Below are 22618 nucleotides of genomic sequence, written 5' to 3'. Positions count from 1 at the left end.
CGCGATTTCACTGTTACCTTTGGCGGTATCAGAACTGCCAGCCGCGATTTCACTGTTACCTTTGGCCGTGTCGGAACTGCCAGCCGCGATTTCACTGTTACCTTTGGCCGTGTCAGAACTACCAGCCGCGATTTCACTGTTACCTTTGGCCGTATCAGAACTGCCAGCCGCGATTTCACTGTTACCTTTGGCGGTATCAGAATCACCAGCGGCCGCTTCACTACTGCCTTTGGCATAATCAGAACTGCCCTGAGCGTAGTCGGAACTGCCTTTGGCGTAATCAGAACTGCCTTTAGCCAGCTCACTGGAGCCGTTAGCTTTATCAGAGTTCCCAGCATTGATTTCAGACTGGCCCTTGTCAACGTCACTGTTACCTGCAGTACTGTCACCAGCATTTAATTCACTCCGGCCTTTATCGAGGTCACTAAGTCCCGTATTGACCTCTGATTCACCTTTAGCTATATCTGAGCTACCAGTAGCCATCTCGCTGGACCCCTGGACCATTTCGCTAGAACCTTGGGCCATTTCGCTGCTACCCTTATCCATATCGGAACTACCCGTGACTGCTTCACTGGATCCTTTAGCAACGTCGGAATTACCAGCTACTGTTTCACTGGATCCTTTAGCAACGTCGGAATTACCAGCTGCTGTTTCGCTGGATCCTTTAGCAACATCGGAATTACCAGCTGCTGTTTCGCTGGATCCTTTAGCAACATCGGAATTACCAGCTGCTGTTTCACTGGATCCTTTAGCAACGTCGGAATTACCAGCTGCTGTTTCACTCGAACCTTTAGCTAGATCGGAACTACCGGCTGCTGTTTCACTCGAACCTTTAGCTAGATCGGAACTACCGGCTGCCGTTTCACTAGACCCCTTAACTTGATCGGAATTGCCGGCAGCGATTTCGCTCGATCCTTTAGCAACGTCGGAATTACCGGCGTCTGTTTCACTTGAGCCCTTAGCCAAATCGGAACTACCGGCTGCTGTCTCGCTAGAACCTTTAGCAACATCAGAATTACCGTCATTCGTCTCGCTGGAACCTTTAGCTAAGTCAGAACTACCTTTTGCTTTTTCTGAACTAGCAACGTCAGATGTCTGGCTATTGTCAGATGAACCGGTGCCTTCGGACGAACCAGTCCCTTCGGATGAACCGGTGCCTTCGGATGATCCAGTACCTTCAGACGAACCGGTGCCTTCGGATGATCCAGTGCCTTCAGATGATCCGGTGCCTTCAGATGATCCAGTACCTTCAGATGATCCGGTGCCTTCAGATGATCCGGTGCCTTCGGATGATCCAGTGCCTTCAGATGATCCAGTGCCTTCAGATGATCCAGTACCTTCAGATGATCCAGTACCTTCAGATGATCCAGTACCTTCAGATGATCCAGTACCTTCAGATGATCCAGTACCTTCGGATGAACTGTTTCCATCAGACGTCTGATCACTGCCACCAGTTGTTGGGTTTGCCACGTACATCAACTTCACCGCCTGTGGATTGGCAGAGTTGCCGACAACGTAAGTCACGGGACTGAGTAGCGTATATCCTGCAACTGTCGGAGCTACGGCGACTAAAGTTGGATCCGCGCCATTGGCAATCGCCTTATCTGCGGCCGCTTGTGTTGGATAAATCGCTACGGAATCACCTACAAACCCAGTCGCAATCGTTGTCGTCGTTCCTGATAGGTATGCGCCAGTCGCTGCATCCACTTCACTAATCGAAAGTGTCCCTGGAGCCTTTGAGTAACTTACTGAGGTAATCATGCCACCAAATGGATTAACTCCCTTGTCATTGGCAACACCATCACCAGTTGCACCAGTACCTGTCCCATTAGAGGCAGAAATAGCAAATGAAAACGCTTTGTTCCGCAAATCAACTGGCACCGTATAGGTCCAAGTATTGTAATTTGCAACCGCATATTCGCCATTTGGATTTTTAGCCTGCATGGCTTGCGGTTTCCCATTACTTAAATCAGCGGCATCTGGAACATAGATGGTCATGACACCAGTTGTCGCATCATAATCAATCTTAAACTGATGATAGTTACCGTCAGTCATGTTGCTGTCTAAGGTTACTAATTGTGCAATCGTACTATCTGATGTGTAACTTGTATGTCCTAGCCAAGAGTTAGCCTTTACTGAAACAGGTACCAGATTCCCATTGCCATCGGTGATTCGCCAACCGATATACCCGTTTTGGGAGGGTTTGTTGACTTGGATTCCGCTAACGTCGTGCCATTGAGGGTCATAGTTATTCCCTTCTACTTCGTCAAAAACGAGCCCAAACGAATTTGGTAACCCGGTCATCCCCAGTGAACCTGATGATGTATCAACTGAGTGTTGCGTGGTATCGTTGCTTGTTCCATAACCGCCTTGCGCCAACTGTTGTGGTGTAGATGGACTAAAAATTAAAGCTAACCCATCACCACCGGTATCGTGATCGCCCAAGTTAACTTGTCCAGTAATGGAGAAATTCTTGGAAAAATCGATCGCGTTGTTCATGGTCATGTGTGCTTGCTGGCCAATTCCTTCCGACGTCAATTGGCTTGAACCATCAGCCTGAATCGGTGCGGCACTACCATTAACAGTAAAATCATTCTGGGTATCAGCGGCTTGTTTAGTGGCGCTTTCCGCGGTTCCAAACTGAGTCACATCGGTAACCAGTGGCGCAGAATTGGTATTCGTAGTTGTTGTGGTAGGGGCAGCGATGGTTGCTGCTTGTGGTGCCGGCGTAACCGGTGCCGCAGTTACTGCTGACGTTGCTGACTTGGATGGCGTCACCGTCGTCGTGCTAGATGGTGCATTTGCGGGAGCTTGCGTGGTTACCACTGCTTGATTAGCGGTGTCCGCATTAGCAACCACATCAACACCGGTAAGCCCCATCCCGAAGGTCAAGACAGCAATTCCGGCAAACAACCATCGCTTGCCATCCTTGTACATCTTGTAGTGCACCTTATCGGAAATCACTTTTTCGTGAAGATTATTATGCTTGTTGATCAATGAAATACCCCCTAGTTTTAAGTCCTATGACAGACTGGATAACACAGCAGCCCGTAGGTGAACGATGTGAAAAAGTGAGTGTTTAGCAATCACCATCCATCGGTTAGCTGTCTTCAGCATCAAAACTAACTAATAATTTAATTAACGTATTGTGTCGAAATGGCCAAAGTTGTAATTTTCTCGTGTGAAATAAATCGAGAAACAAAAAAGTTGCACACCAGTTATTTGGTGTGCAACTTAAATCTCCCATGCAACATTTTTAAAATCGACGGCTTACATCCCCCTTGGAGTTAGGATAAGCTGAATAATGTGTCAGATATTGTACTTTTTAGCAAATTAATTGTATTAAAAAGGGTTTAATTACATACTTTGTGGTAATAACTAAATAAAGATAGCGTTATTACTAATATTCTTGGGTACAATCACAGTAATCCCAAATACGACTTGCAGAATCAAATTATCGAATCGAAATCTCAGTACAAATACTTAACTCAAAATCACAATGTGTTGGTAAAGGTGTTTATCGAACTGCTTAAGCTTGATGGGCCTGAGTTTTTGTGCTGTTCATTTATTCGAGACGACTTTAACGTAAAATCTTCCATGACTTGATTCTGATCACATGCTCTGTTCAATATTAATCGACGCTTGCGGTTGCCCTGCTAAATACTCAGGGGGAATAAAGTTGTATGCAGTTCTTTGTAGACACCGACTATAAGCAATTCATCGCACACCAAAATGCCAACTCGACACCAGTTCGGTTAGCTATTTTTAATTTTGAGCAACTCGTTATGGATCAGTTACCGAATGGTGGGATCGACGAGATGTTATTTTCTTTTAACCAGCTCACCACAACTTATGAAGATCAGCTGAACAACCTGTCACACCAGCAGGTTGAAGATGTTTTGATTGAAATTGTCTGTTGTTGTAGTGATGCAGCACTAACAATTGGTGTCAGCCATGTTCCTTACATGTATCTACGTGACTATTTCATTAACCAGTTACATCGCCAACAAAATCTGCAAGCTAATCTACTGGCGATCGCTAAAGAGATCATGCTGACATTTGGAAATAAACTCGCCAGTGAACAACAACAGCATCGTCCATATTCTAAGGTGACCTTGATGATCCTTGAAGCTGCTGATACGATCCCTATCGACCAACTAACACCCAGTGCTATCAGTAAACAACTGCGTTATTCGACATCTTATATTTCACGACTGTTCAAACAAGAAACTGGTGAATCTCTGATGAGCTTTATTACCAAGAATAAGATCAAAATAGCGTTACACTTACTCACAACATCGGCCCTAAGTATCGCTGATATTGCGACAACTCTCGGTTTTTATGACAGCAGCGCCTTTATCCACGCATTTAAGAAAACATGTCATGAAACCCCTTCTCATTACCGTAAAAATCATCAATTTGAAATTGTGAATACAAAATATGATCCTACATTACCGTCATTACATCTCTTCAGCTAATCATTTTTAATGAAATTAATCCTGCGTTATAACCTGTCTTTGGTGAATCTGCCAAAAAGACAGGCTTTTTTGCTCTACTGAACTGTGCCAGTTGTTGCCAATTGAGTAGTGACTCAGATTCCGCGCCTGTCTCATAGTTTGAGGTGCAAGCTGCTTAAAAATCAGCCCCACCTATAATTAAATATTTCGAAATTGTCTTTTTTGTCAAAAATTGTAAAAAAGCGTCGGGGCGTTTCAATTTTGACCCACTTTCGTGAAGCGCTATCAAACAGCGATATCTTTTAGTTTGTGGCAAACAGACAGCTGCTTCACAAGTTGTACACAACTCAGTCACACAAAGGAGGTGAAGCCTCATGTCATGGATCTCACAAGCATCGTACTGGGTTCAGATGGCCTTCCAAATTGTCTTTGGTGGTGGTCTTGCATTACCTTGGTACCCAAAGAACTAGCGACAATTTGAAGCCGCAAAAAATTTAATGACAAAAGAGGTGAACATCATGTCATGGATTGCACAATTATCTTACTGGGTTGAATTCGCCTTCCAAGGTGTCTTTGGCGGCGGGCTTCCATTACCATGGTACCCACAGAATTAGTTTAACCGCGTGACGATCAGTCGCCTTGTTAAATTCAGCCGTCATTTTCCAACTGTGGAAATGACGGCCTTTTTAAATCAATATGACGCAACGTTAGTGGAAAGGAGAGATACAAATGCCTTCTTGGATTGATCAATTTAAAATTTGGTGGACAGGATTTACCACTTTTCTTGAAAACTGGTTTACTTCAATGATGCGGTAATTCCGCGGAAAGGACTCGCTTATGTCTTGGATTGCACAGCTTTCGTATTGGCTACAACTAGGCTTGCAGATCGTATTTGGCGGTGGCTTACAGCTGCCTTGGGCGACCAGCAACACGCTACAAACAAGTAGTACCTGTGGTTGTCGCTAAGCCAATATGCCTGTGATTTTTATATCATCAAAGTTTCACTCATCCCCCATGTTTTTTTGCAACACCTTATGAGAATGGCTAGCATCCCCCAAAAGTTAACTAGTCAATCTCTCATCACTAGGAGCATTCAATGACTCAATCACAAAAAACTCACTCAACTCATTCTTTGAATAAACGTTCGACACATCTACGTGCATTAATCGCGCAGACTCGACCGAGTTATTGGCGCCTATCTTTAGGTTTATTCATTAGCCTGTTATCAACCAGTGCCAGCTTAGTGTTACCGCTAATTGCTCAACGACTCATTGATCGTTTGGCCCACCAAACATTTTCATTATCAGCGCTGGGACCTTTGGCCTTGTTATTTCTCTTATCCGGCGTTCTATCAATGATGGGAATGTATTTGTTTGGCTACGTGGGTAACCAGATCGTGGCCAACCTACGTAAAACCCTGTGGGCGAAGTATGTACACTTACCGTTATCCTACTTTACCGACCACTCATCTGGTGAAAGCGTGAGCCGGCTCATTAACGACACGACACTGATCAAGGATGTCGCCACCAGCTATCTGCCGCAGTTTATTTCCGCCGTTGTGATGGTAACGGGCAGTTTTGTCATTTTATTGTGGATGGACTGGCATCTAACGCTCGTGATCTTGCTGGCGATTCCCGTAACTTTTTTGGTCATGTGGCCGTTAGGGAGATTGATGGGCCATATCTCTAAACTAACTCAAGATGGTTTAGCAAACCTGAACGGCTATGCTGAGGAAGTCCTTAGCAACATGCGTCTCGTTAAATCGGCCAATGCTGAGGCCTACGAAAAAAATCGGGGCAATCAACGCATTGATGGCTTATTTAACTTGGGGATGCGTGAAACTCGCCTCTTTTCCATCATCAATCCAATTATGTCGATTGTGATGATGGTCATCATCATTGGCGTCATTAGCTACGGCGGTGCTTTGGTTCGTCAAAACGTCATGACCAGTGGGACGTTTGTCGCTTTTCTCTTATATTTATTTCAAGTCGTTCCCCAAATCACAACGGTTGCTTCATTTGGTAACCAAATGCAACGGGTCAACGGCGCAACGACTCGCGTCTATGACTTGCTCCAACTAGCAAGTGAGCAGCTTGGTGATCGTCATGCGACGGTAGCGCTGAACAAGATACCGCTAACATTTCGTGATGTTTCTTTCGGCTACGACAAACGTCCTGTCTTACACAACTTGAACTTCACTTTTCAACCAGGTCGTGTGTATGCACTAGTTGGCCCTTCTGGTGGTGGAAAAACTACCATTCTTTCCATCATCGAACGCTATTACTACCCGAATATTCGTCAAGCTGACAAGCTCGGTAGATTCATGGCCGGTGATCAAAATGTAGCCAGTCTATCATTAAGCCAATGGCGACAACAGATTGGTTACGTCGCTCAAGAAAATAGTCTGATCACAGGAACCATCGCCGATAATGTTCGCTATGGTCTGTCAAATGCAACGGATGAAGCTATTTGGTCAGCACTGGCCGCTGCCGACGCTGCTAATTTTGTTCGCCAGACTGAGCATGGATTAGCGACTCAGGTCGGCGAAAGCGGGCTAAAACTTTCAGGTGGGCAACGACAACGAATTGCAATTGCCAGAGCCTTTTTAAGAAATCCGAAATTGTTAATTTTGGACGAAGCTACGGCCAGTTTAGATAGTAATACCGAAGCCCATATCCAAGTCGCCCTAACCCGCCTGATGCACGATCGGACCACACTAATTTCCGCTCATCGTCTTGCGACGGTTCAACAAGCCGATGAGATTTTGTTTATCCAACAAGGCCGGATTACCGGCCGTGGTACTCATGCTCAGTTATATCGAACTCATGAACTTTATCGTGAATTCGTGGACCATCAGATCATTAAATAAATTGTGTCAAGGATGATTGTTGAACGTTATTTTGTGAAAAATTTGAATGTTTCCAATCTAGACGGGTAACTTCTGACCCTTTCGACATTACAGTTAGGGTCGAAAATTACAATGACGATGAGGGCTAAACCCCTTAAAAATTCAAAAGGAGCGTCGATCTATGTCAATTAAACAAAATACCATGAAGTTAATTGGTGCCACTTTATTCAGTGGTGCTTTGGTCTTAGCTGGCGGTGGTTTAAGTGCCAACGCCGCCGTTGTTGACCAGGGAACAACCCAAAACCTATGGACCTCTAGTGTAATCACACCTCACTATGGTAATGGTTGCAACCCAGGTAACAACAATAATGGTGGCAACGGTGGGGGTACTGCTGGCACTGGTGGTACTGCTGGTACTGCTGGTACTGCCGGTACTGCCGGTACTGCTGGTACTGCTGGTACTGCTGGTACTGCCGGTACTGCTGGTACTGCTGGTACTGCTGGTACTGCTGGTACTGCCGGTACTGCTGGTACTGCCGGTACTGCTGGTACTAACGGAACGGACGGAACTAATGGTTCTAACGGCTCTAACGGCACAGACGGAACTAACGGCTCTGACGGGAGTAATGGCTCCAATGGAAGTAACGGTTCCAATGGGAGCAACGGGTTCGACTATGGTCACTATCAAAACAACCCATTCTTCACAAGCTCAATTATTTGGTAATTCTTCCTATTGACTCGTGATCTAGCACGTTAACATTGGGATAAAGGTTGCCATCAAAGGCTTGGAAATCACATTATACGGTGTTTCCAAGCCTTTTTACTTAGCAATGACGTTTTAAAAAAAGGGGATTTACTCATGAATAAATCACAGGTCCATGGGGTGCGGTTTGCGACTGCACTCGCTTTAGCGATGACATTTGGCGGTCTAACTGCCACTCAATTGACGACTAACGCTTCTGCCGACGTGTTTAGCGCTGGCTCTTCATTTAGCTACTCTGGTTCGACCAGTTCAAATCTGTCGATGAACTCACCACGATCTAATAATAGCTTCTACTCTTCCTCCGTTGTTAGTGTGCCATCAGCCACGACAACGCCAACCGTTGTGCCAGCGAATCCCGTGACATCAACTACTAACTCAACTGATTCATCGACGACCACATCGACCACGGCAACGCAACCAACCAACTCAGTGAGCACGTCACCAGCAAGCAGTGACACCCAGGCTCCTAGTAATACAAGCGTGACACCAACCGATCATGATAATACGCCTGCTGGTGCTTTGCTTGGTGAAATTGGTCTAGGTCCTGATCAATCAGCCTCTGCCAACAACCCCATTAATGGTGGGATGTTGCAACAGGCCGTCTCAACCATTGTTGTAAATAACATTCCTCGAGTTGATGAAATCGCCAAGGGCATTCAAACAACCTATGCAACTACTTCAACGCCGGTTGCCGTCAACGGGAATGTTTCACAATCTGGATCCAGAGTCCCAACAGCTAAAGAAGAAAATGATGTCTTTGTTTCCAATGAACAAATGGCCGACATGCGAATTAGTTTCATCTCTTCGCTCAATATTAACAATGTTGCCAGTATTGTTGGCAACGGTGTTACCGCTATCTTGGGTAATGTGACTAATCTTGGGACAAGTGTTGTTAATGCGATTCAAAATGCGAATAACACCCCTGCGTTAGTTGATGGCAGCGGTGTCATTATCGGTTTAACTAGTGCCGCCGCAACGCTCGGCAGTGGCGTATTTAATTTGATTGGCGCTGTAGGCAATGGACTCGTTCGCACGATCAACGGCGAAATTAAGTATCCAATCTTAAGTGATGAACCCGACCGTGTGGTTCTTTGTGCAACAGCTTCAATCCTCACTACGTGCAATCAAACGATTCACGATCTCTTACAGGCTTGTGATTCCGCAATCGCTAAGCTCACTAATAACGGCAAAACAGTCGGTCACACACTAATCTGCATCACAGGCGCAGTCGCCGATTCATTAGCCAATGCTATTTGGGACACAGCGGCGACTGGAATGAACTTAGCTGAAATCCCACATCCACATGGTTTAGTCGCTTACGTTTAATTCACAGTTATTAGTCAAAGTATCTGATGATGAAGATCAAGTCATAGCACACATAGCGGGCATATCCCACCAAGTGGCGTAATTAAAACGGTCCCGCACTCCAAATTCGGATACGGAACCGTTTTATTTTTTTAATTTGCTGTTTTTATTACCTAACCACGATCATCAGCAAAAACATTACAATCCAAGCCCTGCTTTTGCCTATCAATTACATTTTTCAATGGTTACCATCTTAATGGTTGCTTTATTGAAACCATTAACCAAATCGATTCGTCGCCTCGTTAATCGATGAAAAGCGAGCCATTTATGGCAACAAAAAGAACGATTCCTGATCAGAACCGTCCTTCGTCGAAGACAAGTTGCATCGCTCATTTAACGCATGACCGCTTGCAACACAAAACTGCCACATACAGTTGGCGTCAATTATAGTGTCATATCTAATTACGATCATCATTAGGATTCACGGGTTCCAATCAAGTACCACATGGTTACGCCTCCATTCGTCTAACTAATTGAGCTAGTCCGAGGAGCAGCGTTGAACTGATCCTTTCACTAACTACGATCAGCGTACCGGTGCAGTCGAATTCCGTGAGTAGATGCTTCATAACTTACACACAACTAAATTGTGACCTTTTAAATTTTCAAATTGTAATTTCCTAGCTAAATCGCAACCTAATTTTAGGAGGAGGAAAAAATTGACTATGCACACTGGAAGCACCATTCGACAAATTCGCTTAGATAAACAGCTCAAAGCGAACACTGTTTACGACAACTTGCTTTCCCGTTCAATGTATTACAAATACGAACACGGCCAGGTGGAAACAAACGCCGCTAGCTTCTTGGAAATTTTGGAGCGTTTAAACGTAACTCTAGATGAATTTCAACTCATGTTTAACGACCAAGATCACGAACGCGAAGATTACCAAAGCTTAGTTGTTCGTAATAACAACGCTTTTATCTCAGGCGATGAAGCAACAATCCAGTTGGTTGTGAAAGAGGCTAATCAACACTACCTCAAAACCAACAATCTAAAATTTAAACACCTAGCTTTGCTTGGAGCTGGTCTAATTAAACGCTTACGTCGTGAAACAAATTTTGAACCAGAAAGTACTGAAATTTTGAATTATTTATTCAAAAACGAAAATTGGATGTATTACGAACTCACTTTATTTAATAACAGCTTTTTTATGTTCGATATTAATGTGGTTGATATGTTATTCAAACGCGTCCTGCAACGTATGGATTTCTACAAACAACTCAATACCGAGCATGATGAAGTGACACTAATGATCTGTAATATTGTTTTGAAGGCCATTGAAGATGGCGCAATGAACGTCGCCAATCGCTTTTTTGTGTTATTAAAACATCGCAAACGCAACGTGACCGATATGTTTTCACGTAGCGTCCTGATGTTTTACGAAGGTATTGATCAGATTTTTCATGGCCAACGAAATCAAGGCATCGCTCAGGCAGAACGCACAATCAACATTTTTGAATCCCTGGAAATGACTAATGCGGCAACCCAGCATCAAGCTATTTTGCAGCGGGTGCTTGCCATGACACCAAGTTAATTCATCGCCAACATCATTGATACAGTAACTAATCGCGTCTAATTTAACTTGTCCGCGATTCAGTTTTGAATCATTTAACCCGCTTGATGGTGGTTAGACGGGATAATAACGATATAAATTCATTCGGAGGTGAATTACATGTCGATTAGTTCAAAAAAAGATCCTAGTATGTCTGTCAAATTAGTTTTGCCTTTCTTGACGACGCTGCTAGCAATATTTTTATTACTATTCACATTTAGCACCACGTCGGTCAACGCTGCGACCACAGATTTTTCTAACAATCTATCCAATGCAAAATTAACCGATGAAAAGACGGGAAGTAGCAATGAACTTGATGTCAATGACACCATCAAATTAAGCTATGACTGGAAATTAGGCACCTTGAAGAAAGGTGATGCGGCGACATTCAAATTACCCGCCGCCTTGCAAGTTGCGAATAATGTTAATTTTGACTTGAAGGCCAGTGACGGCACTGTAATTGGAACGGTTGCCTTAACTGCAGATGGTACCGTTACCGTCAACTTTACTGATCCAAATAACTATCTGGCCACACATAGTAATGTCGGTGGCCAATTAAATTTCGAGACGACAATTAACACTCACGTTGTCAAACCTGGTGAAAACGTCACGATCAACCTTGGTTCTAACTCCGTCGTCACTAATATAACCGGCGATGGTGGCTCCACAACAGACGCTCCTGATCCTAACGAACTCATTTACAAATGGGCTGAAGGAAACACAACGAGTAACACGATTAGTTGGGTTGCTCGTGTTAACTACGCAGGTAAAAGCTTAAACAACGTGACCATGCACGATACTTTAGGTACTGGCCAATCCTTTAAAGCCAGCTCGCTCAAAATCTTACAGGTCACCCATAACCAAGCAGGCAATATCACGAGTTCTAAGGATGTGACAAATCAATTTCAAGTAACCAGCAGTGATGATGGAACGGGTTTCACCATTGCCTTTGGTAACATCAACGCGACTTATTTGGTGCAATATGACAGTCAAATCACAGCTGAACAAGCAGGTGGCCAGTACGCGAATACCATTTGGCTAACCGGTTCTTCCACCACCAGCCCAATTACTGTCACAACTTCTAAGACCACTGCCGGCGGTTCACTAACCGGCGACACTGGTACCTTAGTCTTAACCAAAATCGATGCGCAAACCAAGCAAGCGCTTGCCAATGCCACCTTCACCCTAACCAACGCCACGACTGGCAAAGTGGTTGGCACTTATACAACAGATGCCAATGGCCAAATCACCATTACGGACTTGCTGCTTGGCCAGTACACTTTGACAGAGACTAAGGCGCCCATCGGTTATCAGTTGGCCAAACCAACACCAATCACCGTCTCTGATAACCAACAAACACAAACCATTACAATCGCAGATCAACACCAAACTGGACAAGCCACGCTAACCAAACTTGATGCCGACACCAAGACACCATTGGCCGGCGCCATTTTCAAAGTCGTTAATACTGATACTGGTGCGGTTGTGGAAACCAATTTGGTCTCAAATGACCGTGGCCAAGTTGCGATCAATGACCTACCGTTGGGTCATTATGAATTTATTGAAATGATCGCTCCACAGGGTTACGACTTGAACACACAACCTGCTTTATTCCAAATCACCAGCGACAATGTCGCCCAACCCCAGCAAGTCACCATGGTTGATCGTAAGACTCCGGCTATCGTAACGCCGCCGATTAATCCTACAAAACCAACCGCACCAACTAAGCCAATGAAACCAACGGTACCGACATTGCCGACGACTCCGAATACCCCAACCATCCAAACAATGCCAATCACGCCAACAACGCCCACATTAACTAAACCAGTCACAAGCGTTATCAAGCCGCACACATCAACGCCGGCTAAACAGACAACGCCGCAGACAAAAACAAAGGGATTGTTACCACAGACAAGCGCGGATGAACAAGCCACCTTTGCAGCAGTATTAGCCTTACTGATCCTTGCTTTGATCACGACCTTAGCTGCCAAACAACAACGGCGGCATTAGTAAAACAGTCGCTAACGATAATTTTTCAAATCGAAGCTGATCATTAAACAATGTTCCTTAGCACATCTGTGACAACGGATAACTTTGTTCAGACCAAAAGATCCCTATCCCAAAGTTCGGGATGGGGATCTTTTAGAATCCAATACATCAAAAATCAACAAAAAAACCGGTCATCAGCGTTTGAATCCGGTCAATGCCGAATTCAAACAACTTAACGACCAGTTTGAAAATGAACGAACTCGCTATTGTCCGTTTCACTCATCCCACCAACATTGTCTCAAAAACTACAATTTTTAGTCAGAATGGCTCGAAAATGAACCCTTTGGAGGAAGTTATTATGCAATCAAATCAACTTAAAGTGATGCTGATTTTTGGCACTCGTCCTGAGGCCATCAAAATGGCGCCGGTCGTCCAACAATTGCAACGTGATGAACGTTTTCAAGTCGTCGTCACCGTTACCGCACAACACCGGGAAATGCTGGACCAAGTGTTGGCCATCTTTCATATTTCGCCGGATTATGATTTAAACATCATGAGCACTGCCCAAACCTTAGCCGGTATCACAACTAATGTTATCAATCAGCTCGACGAAATCCTCACGAAGGAACAACCGGATATTGTCTTAGTTCATGGCGACACAACAACAACATTCGCTGCAGCAGTCAGTGCCTTCTACCACCGAATTCCCATTGGGCATGTCGAGGCCGGTTTACGAACTTGGCATAAATATTCGCCATTCCCAGAAGAAATGAACCGCCAAATGACAGATATCCTCAGTGATCTCTATTTTGCACCGACCACAACTAGCGCCACTAATCTGATCAAACAAAATTTACCGTTACAAAACATCTTCGTCACTGGGAACACCGCAATTGATGCTTTAAAAGAAACCGTCAATGAAGACTATCATCACGACGTTTTAAATCAGATTCCGACTGATCACCAATACATCTTATTAACGATGCATCGTCGTGAAAATCAAGGTAATCCAATGCGCGATACCTTTCAAGCGATTAAACACGTGGTTGATCAACACGATCATTTAGATGTCATCTATCCCGTACATTTGAGTCCAAGCGTTCAGACCGTGGCGAAAGAAGTATTTGCAAATGACTCCCGCATTCACCTCATCGCGCCGTTAGATGTAGTTGATTTCCACAATCTAGCTGCTAAAGCGCTCTTTATCATGACCGATTCCGGCGGGGTTCAAGAAGAAGCACCAGCTTTAGGTAAACCAGTCCTTGTTTTACGCAACACCACTGAACGACCGGAAGGCGTTGCCGCTGGCACACTCAAACTTGTTGGTACAGATCAACATGCTGTCTATCAAGCGATGACGCATCTGCTCAATGATCCAACCGAATTTAAACGCATGAGTTCGGCAAAGAATCCTTACGGAGATGGCCATGCTAGCGAACGCATCGCTAATAGCATCGCAAAATACTTTGCGCAACAAGGTGATCAAATGGAGAAGGACTGATCATCACATTTCCACTGCTTACCAACCAACAGCTCCATCACTATTCGTAAAGGTCGCCGTCGCTTGATTCGTGAAATCGGTGGCTAACTCCATGGTTCGTACAACACCGTCTTCAATCGGCAACGCTCCCATCGCTTTTGATTTTTCTGGGTCACCTGAGCCAAACGCTGTGGCAATCATCCCGGGATCAGTCGCGTTGACTGTAATTGGTTGCTGACGACGTTGAAATTCTTTGGCCAGTTGAACGGTATACATGTTAGCGGCGGCCTTAGCCGATTGATAACCAACGGCTACCGCCTGATACACATTCGTGGTTGGATCTAATGCGGCCGTTTTAGACCCCATCATGCTGGAAATGTTAATGATTTTTGCCTGCGAACTCTTTTCAAGCAATGGAATCATTTTTTCTGTTACATCAATCAAGCCAAAGTAGTTTAACTCGAAATCCGCTCGAACATCGTCCAAATTAACTTGGGATGGCGCTTGTCTGCCATCAAATACAGCACCCGCGTTATTAATCAAAGTGGTCAAATAGCCGAATTTGTTTTCAATCGTTTGTGCAGCTTGGGTTACCGACGCAGGATCGGTCACATCAAGCTGAATCACCGTGACTTGATCATCAGTTAGTCCTAGCTGTTTGACAGCAGCCACACCGTTATCCAAATTGCGACTTCCCATCAACACCCGTTGACCAGCCTGACTCAGTTGTTTAACCAATTCGAGCCCCATACCACGGTTACCACCGGTTACTAACGTTAAAATTTGTGTTTCTGTCATTGTTAAAATCTCCTTTCTAAATCAATATGTAGTTAGCCTACCACGCTGGTGTTACACTAGCGCAAGGATCAACTAAACCTCATGTGAAAGGACTGATTTCATGCATTCTATTCGCGAAGTTGCTGACCAATTCAACATTACCTATGACACGCTTCGTTATTATGAAAAGGAAGGGCTCTTACGACCAATTAACCGTGATTCCCAAGGCCGACGGGTCTATTCGTCAGCCGACATTGATGACTTGAACCGTCTCATTCATTTGCGTCATCTTGGTGCATCGATAGCAGAAAGTCGGCAGATGATGTCATTTTTTCACAGCTCATCCCCAACCATAGATGAATTGAATCAAGGCATCGCTTTTTTAAATCAATTAAATAAACAGCTAGATCATCGGCTTACCGAGATCCAGCAGCAGAAGATCTTTTTAGATCAAAAGGTCACTCATCTTAACACCCAACGCTCCAAGTTACTGTCATCAACAACTAAGCCAAACAGAAGCTAACAATTCTGGATGATCTTTGAGCAACTTGCCTAAGAAATGAGCGACTGGAATAAGAGTAAAATCTAAATTTCATTTCCAATCTAGATAGTCAAATACGGGACATAAAAAATCAAGTGACTCTACCTAAAAGCGACCGGCGAACGATGAATAAACCATCATCATTCGCCGGTCACCCTTAGTGCTCGTCACTTACCGACTTATGTCCCGCTCTTTGGCTCTTTGGCTCTTTGGCTCTTTGGCTCTTTGCTAATATGACTAAATCTACTTAGACTAATGTGTCCCCCGCATAACCGCATTTTTGGCTAAAATTTTCCCAACAAATTGTTGCATTGCCTGATTTTTGATCTGCTTTAATGCGGCAGGATTGGCAGCCAACCCTGGTTGAGCGGCCAGTTTGACCTGCTCAGTTACGCTAGCCTTCAATGCTGCTTGCTGCTGTTTAAGTTCACTAGCCGCTTGACCCAATTGTTGGCTGGTCATCAAGTACCAATTGCTTGGTAGGCGATAACTAATGGTAGTGCGCTTAACTTGCTGATTATTCATGACACCAGCAAAGAGAAATTGAGCAAATCGATTATCATATACCCATCTTTGTACTGATTTAACGCGCTTCGCACGCTCACTAACATTACGACGTATCTGAATCGTAGCACCATCAGAATATGTCATCACTTTCTGCTTCCCATTAGATTTGTTGGTCGCCACATAAATCTGCTTTTGATTTTTCCCCGAGCCAACATTGCGAAAAACTAAGACATGATTATCACCTGGCATCGTTGCTAAGGAATATAACGATTGTGTGGTTTGGGTTGTTTGGATATGGGCACCCCAATGTTGATTCACGTTGGCTATCAGTATACCTTGCGACCCAATCAAAACAATTCCCATCAAGATTAACCAAAAGCGGCGATGTTTAACAACAACTTTTAGACCAACTAAAATGAGCCCAGTTATACAAAGCAAATTTAATCCAATTAACATTAGGCTGCCTCCTTACTCGTTTTTTCTGAAACCGAGGTAGTTGAACGATGGTGAGTCAAGAACCAGGCCGGCACTATTGCTAGACCAGTAAAAACAACAGACCAAATAAACGCCATGTGATAAGCATTTGTTAATTTAGTGACGGTTGGTACAACTCCGTTAATTTGATTTTGAATTACCGTGGCCAAAATTGCCGACCCAAAGGCACCACCAACGTTTTGTAACATCCGTGTTGCGGTGGTCGCTTGAGAAACCAATTCCTTTGGCAAACTTACATATGAGTCTGACATTACTGGAATTGTCATTCCTGCTTGTGCTATCCCGCGGAAGAATAAGACGACTAAGACTAAATATTTGCTAGTGTTGGCATCAAAATAAGCAAAGGGTAACGTGCTAAGCACTGATATCACAACGGCAACGATGACGACCCATCGTGCACCAATTTGATCAGTTAACTTTCCGACCTGCGTTCGACTAATGAACATGCCAATTCCTTGGCTAATCAAGTACGTTCCGGCCCAAGCAACGCTCAGCCCCCGAACATTTTGCAGGTATAAAGGAAGAATGAACATTGCACCATTCACGGTGATCCCCGACATCAACAAAATGCACATGGAGCCTGAGAAGTTGGGAAATTTAAACATATCCAGATTAACCAAGGCGCGATCAGGAAATCGGCGTGCGTAAAGAACATACGCGACCATCAAATCAAGACCGACAAAGATCGGAAGAAGGACTCCCATTGCCGCCAAATTGTCATGCGTACTATACTGAACAATTCCAATAATAAGACCTGAAAACATCCCGCCAAGCATCAAGAAACTGAGCCAGTCAAATCTTTTGTTTGGAAATGGTGGTTTAAAATCTGGCATTAACCACATAATTAAACCGATTGAAATTACTGCAATTGGAATATTGACATAAAAAATCCAGTGCCAATTTAGCTGTTGAATAATGTAGCCGCCAATGGTTGGACCTAAAATTGGAATCAATACCATTGGCAAACCAATAATTGCCATCAAGCTACCAAGGTTCTTGCCGCCAGCCGCTCGGACGATTAAAGTGGTTAATAAAGGAATCATAATTCCTGAACCGGCCCCTTGGATTAATCGGCCGATAATTAATGCGGTGATTGTCGTGGCTGTTCCGGAAATAACTGAGCCAATTAAAAACAGGGCCAGCCCAACTAGGTTCACCATTTTTCCGTTAAAGCGATCGACCGCCCATCCAGTGAAGGGCACGCCCACGCCCATCGCCAGTACATAGCCGGTGGTCACCCATTGGACAATATCCACTGTACTGTTTAAACTTTTCATAATCGTGGCAATTGCGACATTGGTCATAGTGGTATCTAACATGGGGGCAATCGCGCCAACTACTAAAATTGCCGCCACTTTAACTAACGCTCGATGCTGTTGCTTCGTCATTTGCTCTGTTTCACTCATGATTGTAACCTCATTTTTTTATTAAGGAACTCGAGTGTCTTAATAATAAACCCTCTTTAAAAAAAAGCAAGTAGGAGCCCTAAAAATGTCACAAAACAACGCACAATCCGCTGAAAAAAGTGAATACTCCGCGACTCGCTCACCTCACCATCGAGCCACGGGGCGTCCAAAAAATTCACAAGGTCGACCATCACGGCGACGGGGAAAGGCCCTTGAAGACGCGATTTTGTCAGTTGCATGGGACCAGTTAAATACCATTGGTTATGAAAAATTGACGATTCAAGATGTCGCAAAGTTAGCCGGCACGAATAAAGCCACCCTCTATCGAAGGTGGCCCAATAAAGTTGAATTAGTCGCAGCAGCTTTCCGCCAATTTGGTTCACACCCAGACATCATTGTACCCAATACAGGTAATTTGCGTGAAGATCTTCGCGCATTACTAGACCAAATTCAAAAGGCGTTAGCACAATTAACAACCGGCAAAATGACTGGCTTAATGGCTGATCGTATCAAGGAACTAGATACAGGCCAAATTTTTGGTGCCCTCAATGGTTCAACTATGCTAACCCAAATGCTAAACACCATTTTAGAACAGGCTGAGTCTCGCGGTGAGTTGACTACCGCCACAATACCTGAACGCGTATTAGAACTGCCACTCCTACTTTTATTGAATGAAGCCATTTCCAAAGGATCATTAGATGACACAGCCATTAGTGAAATTGTCGACCAAATTTTGATGCCATTGTTGACGCAAAAGAAGCAAAACTAACTGTAAAACAACTGAATATGATCAATAAAAGATTACTGTAAGCTCATCAGTAAACAGGGGTTTTTAAATCAAAAAATCACTCGCTTAGTTTCATTACAGTATTTCAATTAGAATGTCCAAAAATCGGGCAACCGTCACGATTTTTGGACATTTTTAAAATTCAAAACGGCGAATTCATTAACAAAACTGGTGTTTGAATTAATCTAAACACCAGTCACATCAGACGTTTGAGCTCTTCAACAACCTTGTCTTTTCATCGCAAATAATATTAACTGACTTGACCACCATTATCCCTGCCAGCATTATCTATGGCTACGTTCTGTCACCCTTCGGACTAAGAACCTGGCAAATAGATAAGGCCATCAACGAAAATTAATCTGGAAATGTTCCAGTCCTTCGACTCCTTGGACATTAACCTGCATTTTATCGGTTAGTTGCCCCATTATCCAAAAACTGGTGTGCTTGTGTTCAGCAAAGCTAAATCGATAGCGAACCTCCCCGTCGTGTGTGTCAACTGATAACTGGCAATGCGAGATATCTGATAAGGTAATCGTTTGGTCTGCTTGCTGTGGATCAACATAAATCTGGGTCATCTCACTCACCTCCGGTTACATTGTAACAACAGACGATTTGTAGGTACACCTAAAAGTATTATTTTGTTGTCTTGAATTTTTTCGGCAATTTGCGCAATGTGCAGGCTAATTGAGTGACTAATGATCGATTAACATTTTCGGCAGAAAAAAATTGCGCGCCATAATGGTGAACGATCAAAATGCATGAAGAGGGCTTATTTAGTTAGTTAGAGGAGATATAAACAACATTATTATACTTTTAGACCTGCTAATTTCCTTTACACCATGAAGTTCACGATGAACAGTAGCGAAACCGATCCAAATCAGCGGATGAACCTCGCGTGAGTTACCTAAAACGACTTTGATGAAACTTGTTTGTTGTCAGAAAGAAGCAAACCGATACCCTTAATTACGTCAATTATCACTCGGAATAATGGCCCATATCACTAAATAGACAATCAATCCCGGGAATGGCGTTAAAGTCAGTAGTACCCACACCACCCGTAGAACACTAGTATTCCAATGATACCGATCTGCTATTCCACCAAGAATTCCTGCCACAATTCGATTAGTCCTCGATCTTCGCAACTTCATGATTAGTCTCCTTCTACTGATTGATGAGCCTCTTTATAAGCTTTAAGATCAATACCCTTCGTTAACGGATATTTCGTATCTAACTTCGGTTGTAGCCAAATCGTGTTAACAACACTAAAGATAATGAACCCAATTGGCCACATAAATAGCCAGAAAACCCACAGCAAGCCGGTTTGAATGAACGATGTCAAACAAATCATGGCCAGACCAAAAATAATTTTTGCAATAACGTATAATTTATGTGCACTTCTACGTTGAGTCACTTGATTCTGCTGTAATTCAGCATAATTGGTAATTTCTTGTTCCTTATCGTGATTTGCAATTGAATCAAATAAATCACCAATCTTGACGTCCAATGCCTGAGCAATAACATTTAGAGTGGAAATATTTCCATCTTCACCTGACTCTAAACGTTGAATCGTTCTGACACTTAGATTACATTTTTCGGCTAAAATTTCTTGGGTCCAACCTTTCTGCTTCCGTAAAGCTGCAATTAATGTTTTGTTTTTCATTATTATGCTCCTCATCTTTGTTAGTCCACACCACCATCGAACACCAAAACCAGCCAACTGTGGCCACTTCGTTACTGCTTGAAATCACTCAGCTTGCTTTGTTCTGATTTATACTTCTAGCATAAGAAACCCTGAAGATAAAAGCTACGCCATTAACCCGACACTGACACGAAATCAACCCGCCATCACGCTGTATTTACCGACTTTCACTAATAAAATCAGTTATCGGCCCATAGTTCAGTGCTTTAGCATATTGACTGGCTCAGTTCGTAAAACGGGCACGACCACTCTTCCGGCCAAGCTAATCTGGTCAAATTAAAATGGCACCATCTTCCAAAAACTAGAAGATGGTGCCATTTTAATTGAGCCAGCATTTCGCAGACTCGAAGCAAGCACAAATTCACTACGATTGGGTCATTTGAAATGATAGACAGCTAATCCCGACTACGCCAAGGTTTACGTTTTACAAACTAGCCTGTCCTTAAAGCAACGATTACACCACGGCCAAGACGACAAAGTTCACAACAAACAGTAACGAAACGATCCAAATCAATGGGTGAACTTCTCTCGGCTTACCCAAGACAGTCTTGATTAAGCAGAAGAAGATAAAACCAGCTGCAATGCCATAAGTAATGTTGTAAGCAAAGGCCATGATGAAAGCGGTCATGAACGCAGGAATGGCCTCGGCCAAATCATTCCATGGAATCTGATTGAATGAACTCATCATCATAATTCCAACCAGAATTAATGACGGTGCGATGGCTGCGGTTGGAATAACCGAAAGTAATGGCGAAGCAAGTGAACTAAGAAGGAACAGTCCTGCAACCACGACGCTCGTTAAACCAGTTCGGCCACCCGCACTAATGCCAGCGGAGCTCTCTACATAAGTTGTTAAGTTAGACGTCCCAAAAATCGAACCCACACCAGTCGCAATTGAATCCGCAAATAACGCTTTATCAAGCTTCGACTTAAAGCCTGACTGAGCTTCTAATGCTAGCTCCTCTTTACCAGCGAAAATGCCTGTTTGGCGGCCGGTCCCAATAAAAGTGCCTAAAGAGTCAAAAATATCAGACAAACTAAATGACAAAATCGTCATTAACACCAGCATAATTCGATTTCGACTAGCAAATAACGATCCCATTCCTTTATCTGAAAAAGCAGCTAAAAAGGTCGTGCTGAGTGAATGCCACGATGCTGCAAAGGAGAAATCACTGGATGGATGAATATTTGTTACGCCCATTGGGATCCCAATCACAGTTGTGAGCAAAATGCCCATTAACAAAGCGCCAGGGATCTTTCTGACTTTGAGCAGGACGGTAATGATTAAACCAATCAAGGCCAATAAAACGCTCGGTGAACTGAATGCCTGCAGCGCTGGCACAATGCCACCACCGGTGACCACAGTTTCAATACCATGGCCAAAATGGTGTTGTGTCGCTGAAAATGTCGTGCCATTAACAGACAGTATATTACCCGCATCGCTGGTAAATTGCAGAAAATTCGCGTTTTTCAGCCCGACATAAGCAATAAACGCACCAATACCACCGCTAATTGCCAACTGTAAATTGAGGGGAATCGCCGAAATCAGCATTTTTCTAACTTTAGTGACCGTGATGAGGATGTTGATGACGCCACAGAAGAACACGAGCGCCAACGCCTGTTGCCACCTGAACCCCAATCCCATCACGACGGTGTAAGTGAAAAAAGCGTTCAGTCCCATTCCTGGTGCCAAAGCATAAGGAACATTAGCGAACAAACCGACGACTAATGTACCAGTCACTGAGGCAATAATTGTGGCTAAAAAAACTGCTTGAACAGGCATTCCCGTCTGTCCCAAAATCTGTGGGTTAACAAAAAGAATGTAAGACATGGCAAAAAAAGTTGTGATCCCTGCCCCAATTTCAGTTCCTACGGTGGTACCATTTTGCTTCAGTTTAAAATAGTCAGTCACAATTTCTTCCTCCATATACGAACAATACAAGCAAATGTAAAG

18 protein-coding genes are annotated in these 22618 nt (G+C 43.8%); 10 read left to right on the top strand and 8 right to left on the bottom strand.

The genetic code is table 11. The features are described from left to right. Positions 1-2997 (bottom strand): lectin-like domain-containing protein (locus ACKTR2_RS04460; RefSeq protein ID WP_407882924.1); only part of this gene is annotated, 2997 nt, incomplete at its 3' end. 686 nt (positions 2998-3683) lie between these two features. Between ACKTR2_RS04460 and ACKTR2_RS04455 the strand changes: the two genes are divergently transcribed. The 8 genes from ACKTR2_RS04455 to wecB all read left to right on the top strand — a co-directional run bounded on the left by ACKTR2_RS04455 (position 3684) and on the right by wecB (position 14473). Next, complete coding sequence (locus ACKTR2_RS04455) at positions 3684-4478, top strand: helix-turn-helix domain-containing protein (RefSeq protein ID WP_407882922.1); 795 nt, start codon at positions 3684-3686, stop codon at positions 4476-4478. An 816-nt stretch (positions 4479-5294) separates the two neighbouring features. Beyond that, entirely contained in the window at positions 5295-5423 is a 129-nt protein-coding gene (locus ACKTR2_RS04450) for a hypothetical protein (protein ID WP_407882920.1), read from the top strand. Positions 5424-5553: 130 nt separating this feature from the next. Further along, positions 5554-7326: an ABC transporter ATP-binding protein gene (locus ACKTR2_RS04445; RefSeq protein WP_407882918.1), complete on the top strand. Its 1773-nt coding sequence runs from the start codon at positions 5554-5556 to the stop codon at positions 7324-7326. Between the two features lie 160 nt (positions 7327-7486). Next, positions 7487-8029, top strand: a complete 543-nt coding sequence (locus ACKTR2_RS04440; RefSeq protein WP_407882916.1) for a hypothetical protein — start codon at positions 7487-7489, stop codon at positions 8027-8029. Between the two features lie 135 nt (positions 8030-8164). Then, positions 8165-9394: a hypothetical protein gene (locus ACKTR2_RS04435; RefSeq protein ID WP_407882914.1), complete on the top strand. Its 1230-nt coding sequence runs from the start codon at positions 8165-8167 to the stop codon at positions 9392-9394. A gap of 701 nt (positions 9395-10095) precedes the next feature. Then, positions 10096-10965, top strand: a complete 870-nt coding sequence (locus tag ACKTR2_RS04430; protein WP_407882913.1) for a helix-turn-helix domain-containing protein — start codon at positions 10096-10098, stop codon at positions 10963-10965. Positions 10966-11103: 138 nt separating this feature from the next. Next, positions 11104-12993, top strand: coding sequence for a SpaA isopeptide-forming pilin-related protein (locus ACKTR2_RS04425; RefSeq protein ID WP_407882911.1), 1890 nt, complete (start codon positions 11104-11106; stop codon positions 12991-12993). Positions 12994-13330: 337 nt separating this feature from the next. Next, complete coding sequence (gene wecB / locus ACKTR2_RS04420) at positions 13331-14473, top strand: non-hydrolyzing UDP-N-acetylglucosamine 2-epimerase (protein ID WP_407882909.1); 1143 nt, start codon at positions 13331-13333, stop codon at positions 14471-14473. Positions 14474-14491: 18 nt separating this feature from the next. Here the strand turns inward: wecB and ACKTR2_RS04415 are convergent, their stop codons facing one another. Further along, entirely contained in the window at positions 14492-15250 is a 759-nt protein-coding gene (locus tag ACKTR2_RS04415) for an SDR family NAD(P)-dependent oxidoreductase (protein WP_407882907.1), read from the bottom strand. 100 nt (positions 15251-15350) lie between these two features. On the opposite strand from ACKTR2_RS04415, the gene ACKTR2_RS04410 reads away from it, so the two are divergent. Next, positions 15351-15752, top strand: a complete 402-nt coding sequence (locus ACKTR2_RS04410; protein WP_407882905.1) for a MerR family transcriptional regulator — start codon at positions 15351-15353, stop codon at positions 15750-15752. Positions 15753-16022: 270 nt separating this feature from the next. Here ACKTR2_RS04410 and ACKTR2_RS04405 read toward each other — a convergent pair whose 3' ends face one another. Both ACKTR2_RS04405 and ACKTR2_RS04400 read right to left on the bottom strand, forming a co-directional pair. Beyond that, positions 16023-16733: a DUF4811 domain-containing protein gene (locus ACKTR2_RS04405; protein WP_407882903.1), complete on the bottom strand. Its 711-nt coding sequence runs from the start codon at positions 16731-16733 to the stop codon at positions 16023-16025. Then, a complete protein-coding gene (locus ACKTR2_RS04400) occupies positions 16733-18160 on the bottom strand; it encodes an MDR family MFS transporter (RefSeq protein WP_407883450.1) in 1428 nt (475 codons plus the stop codon). The genes ACKTR2_RS04405 and ACKTR2_RS04400 overlap by 1 nt, the downstream gene beginning before the upstream one ends. 103 nt (positions 18161-18263) lie before the next feature. On the opposite strand from ACKTR2_RS04400, the gene ACKTR2_RS04395 reads away from it, so the two are divergent. Continuing rightward, a complete protein-coding gene (locus ACKTR2_RS04395) occupies positions 18264-18947 on the top strand; it encodes a TetR/AcrR family transcriptional regulator (protein ID WP_407882901.1) in 684 nt (227 codons plus the stop codon). Positions 18948-19309: 362 nt separating this feature from the next. On the opposite strand, the gene ACKTR2_RS04390 is transcribed toward ACKTR2_RS04395, so the two are convergent. The 4 genes from ACKTR2_RS04390 to ACKTR2_RS04375 form a co-directional block, all read right to left on the bottom strand. Beyond that, positions 19310-19540 (bottom strand): hypothetical protein, encoded by a 231-nt coding sequence (locus ACKTR2_RS04390; RefSeq protein ID WP_407882899.1) that lies wholly within the window; start codon positions 19538-19540, stop codon positions 19310-19312. A 393-nt stretch (positions 19541-19933) separates the two neighbouring features. Continuing rightward, positions 19934-20113 (bottom strand): PspC domain-containing protein, encoded by a 180-nt coding sequence (locus tag ACKTR2_RS04385; protein ID WP_407882897.1) that lies wholly within the window; start codon positions 20111-20113, stop codon positions 19934-19936. 2 nt (positions 20114-20115) lie between these two features. Next, a complete protein-coding gene (locus ACKTR2_RS04380; RefSeq protein ID WP_407882895.1) occupies positions 20116-20625 on the bottom strand; it encodes a helix-turn-helix domain-containing protein in 510 nt (169 codons plus the stop codon). A gap of 493 nt (positions 20626-21118) precedes the next feature. After that, positions 21119-22576 (bottom strand): NCS2 family permease, encoded by a 1458-nt coding sequence (locus ACKTR2_RS04375; RefSeq protein WP_407882893.1) that lies wholly within the window; start codon positions 22574-22576, stop codon positions 21119-21121. Between the last annotated feature and the right edge of the window lie 42 nt (positions 22577-22618).

Origin of the sequence: Furfurilactobacillus curtus, assembly GCF_045862785.1 — a bacterium.
GTDB lineage: Bacteria > Bacillota > Bacilli > Lactobacillales > Lactobacillaceae > Furfurilactobacillus > Furfurilactobacillus curtus.
The sequence above is the reverse complement of the archived record's forward strand: the minus strand, read 5'-3'. Positions and strand labels throughout refer to the sequence as shown.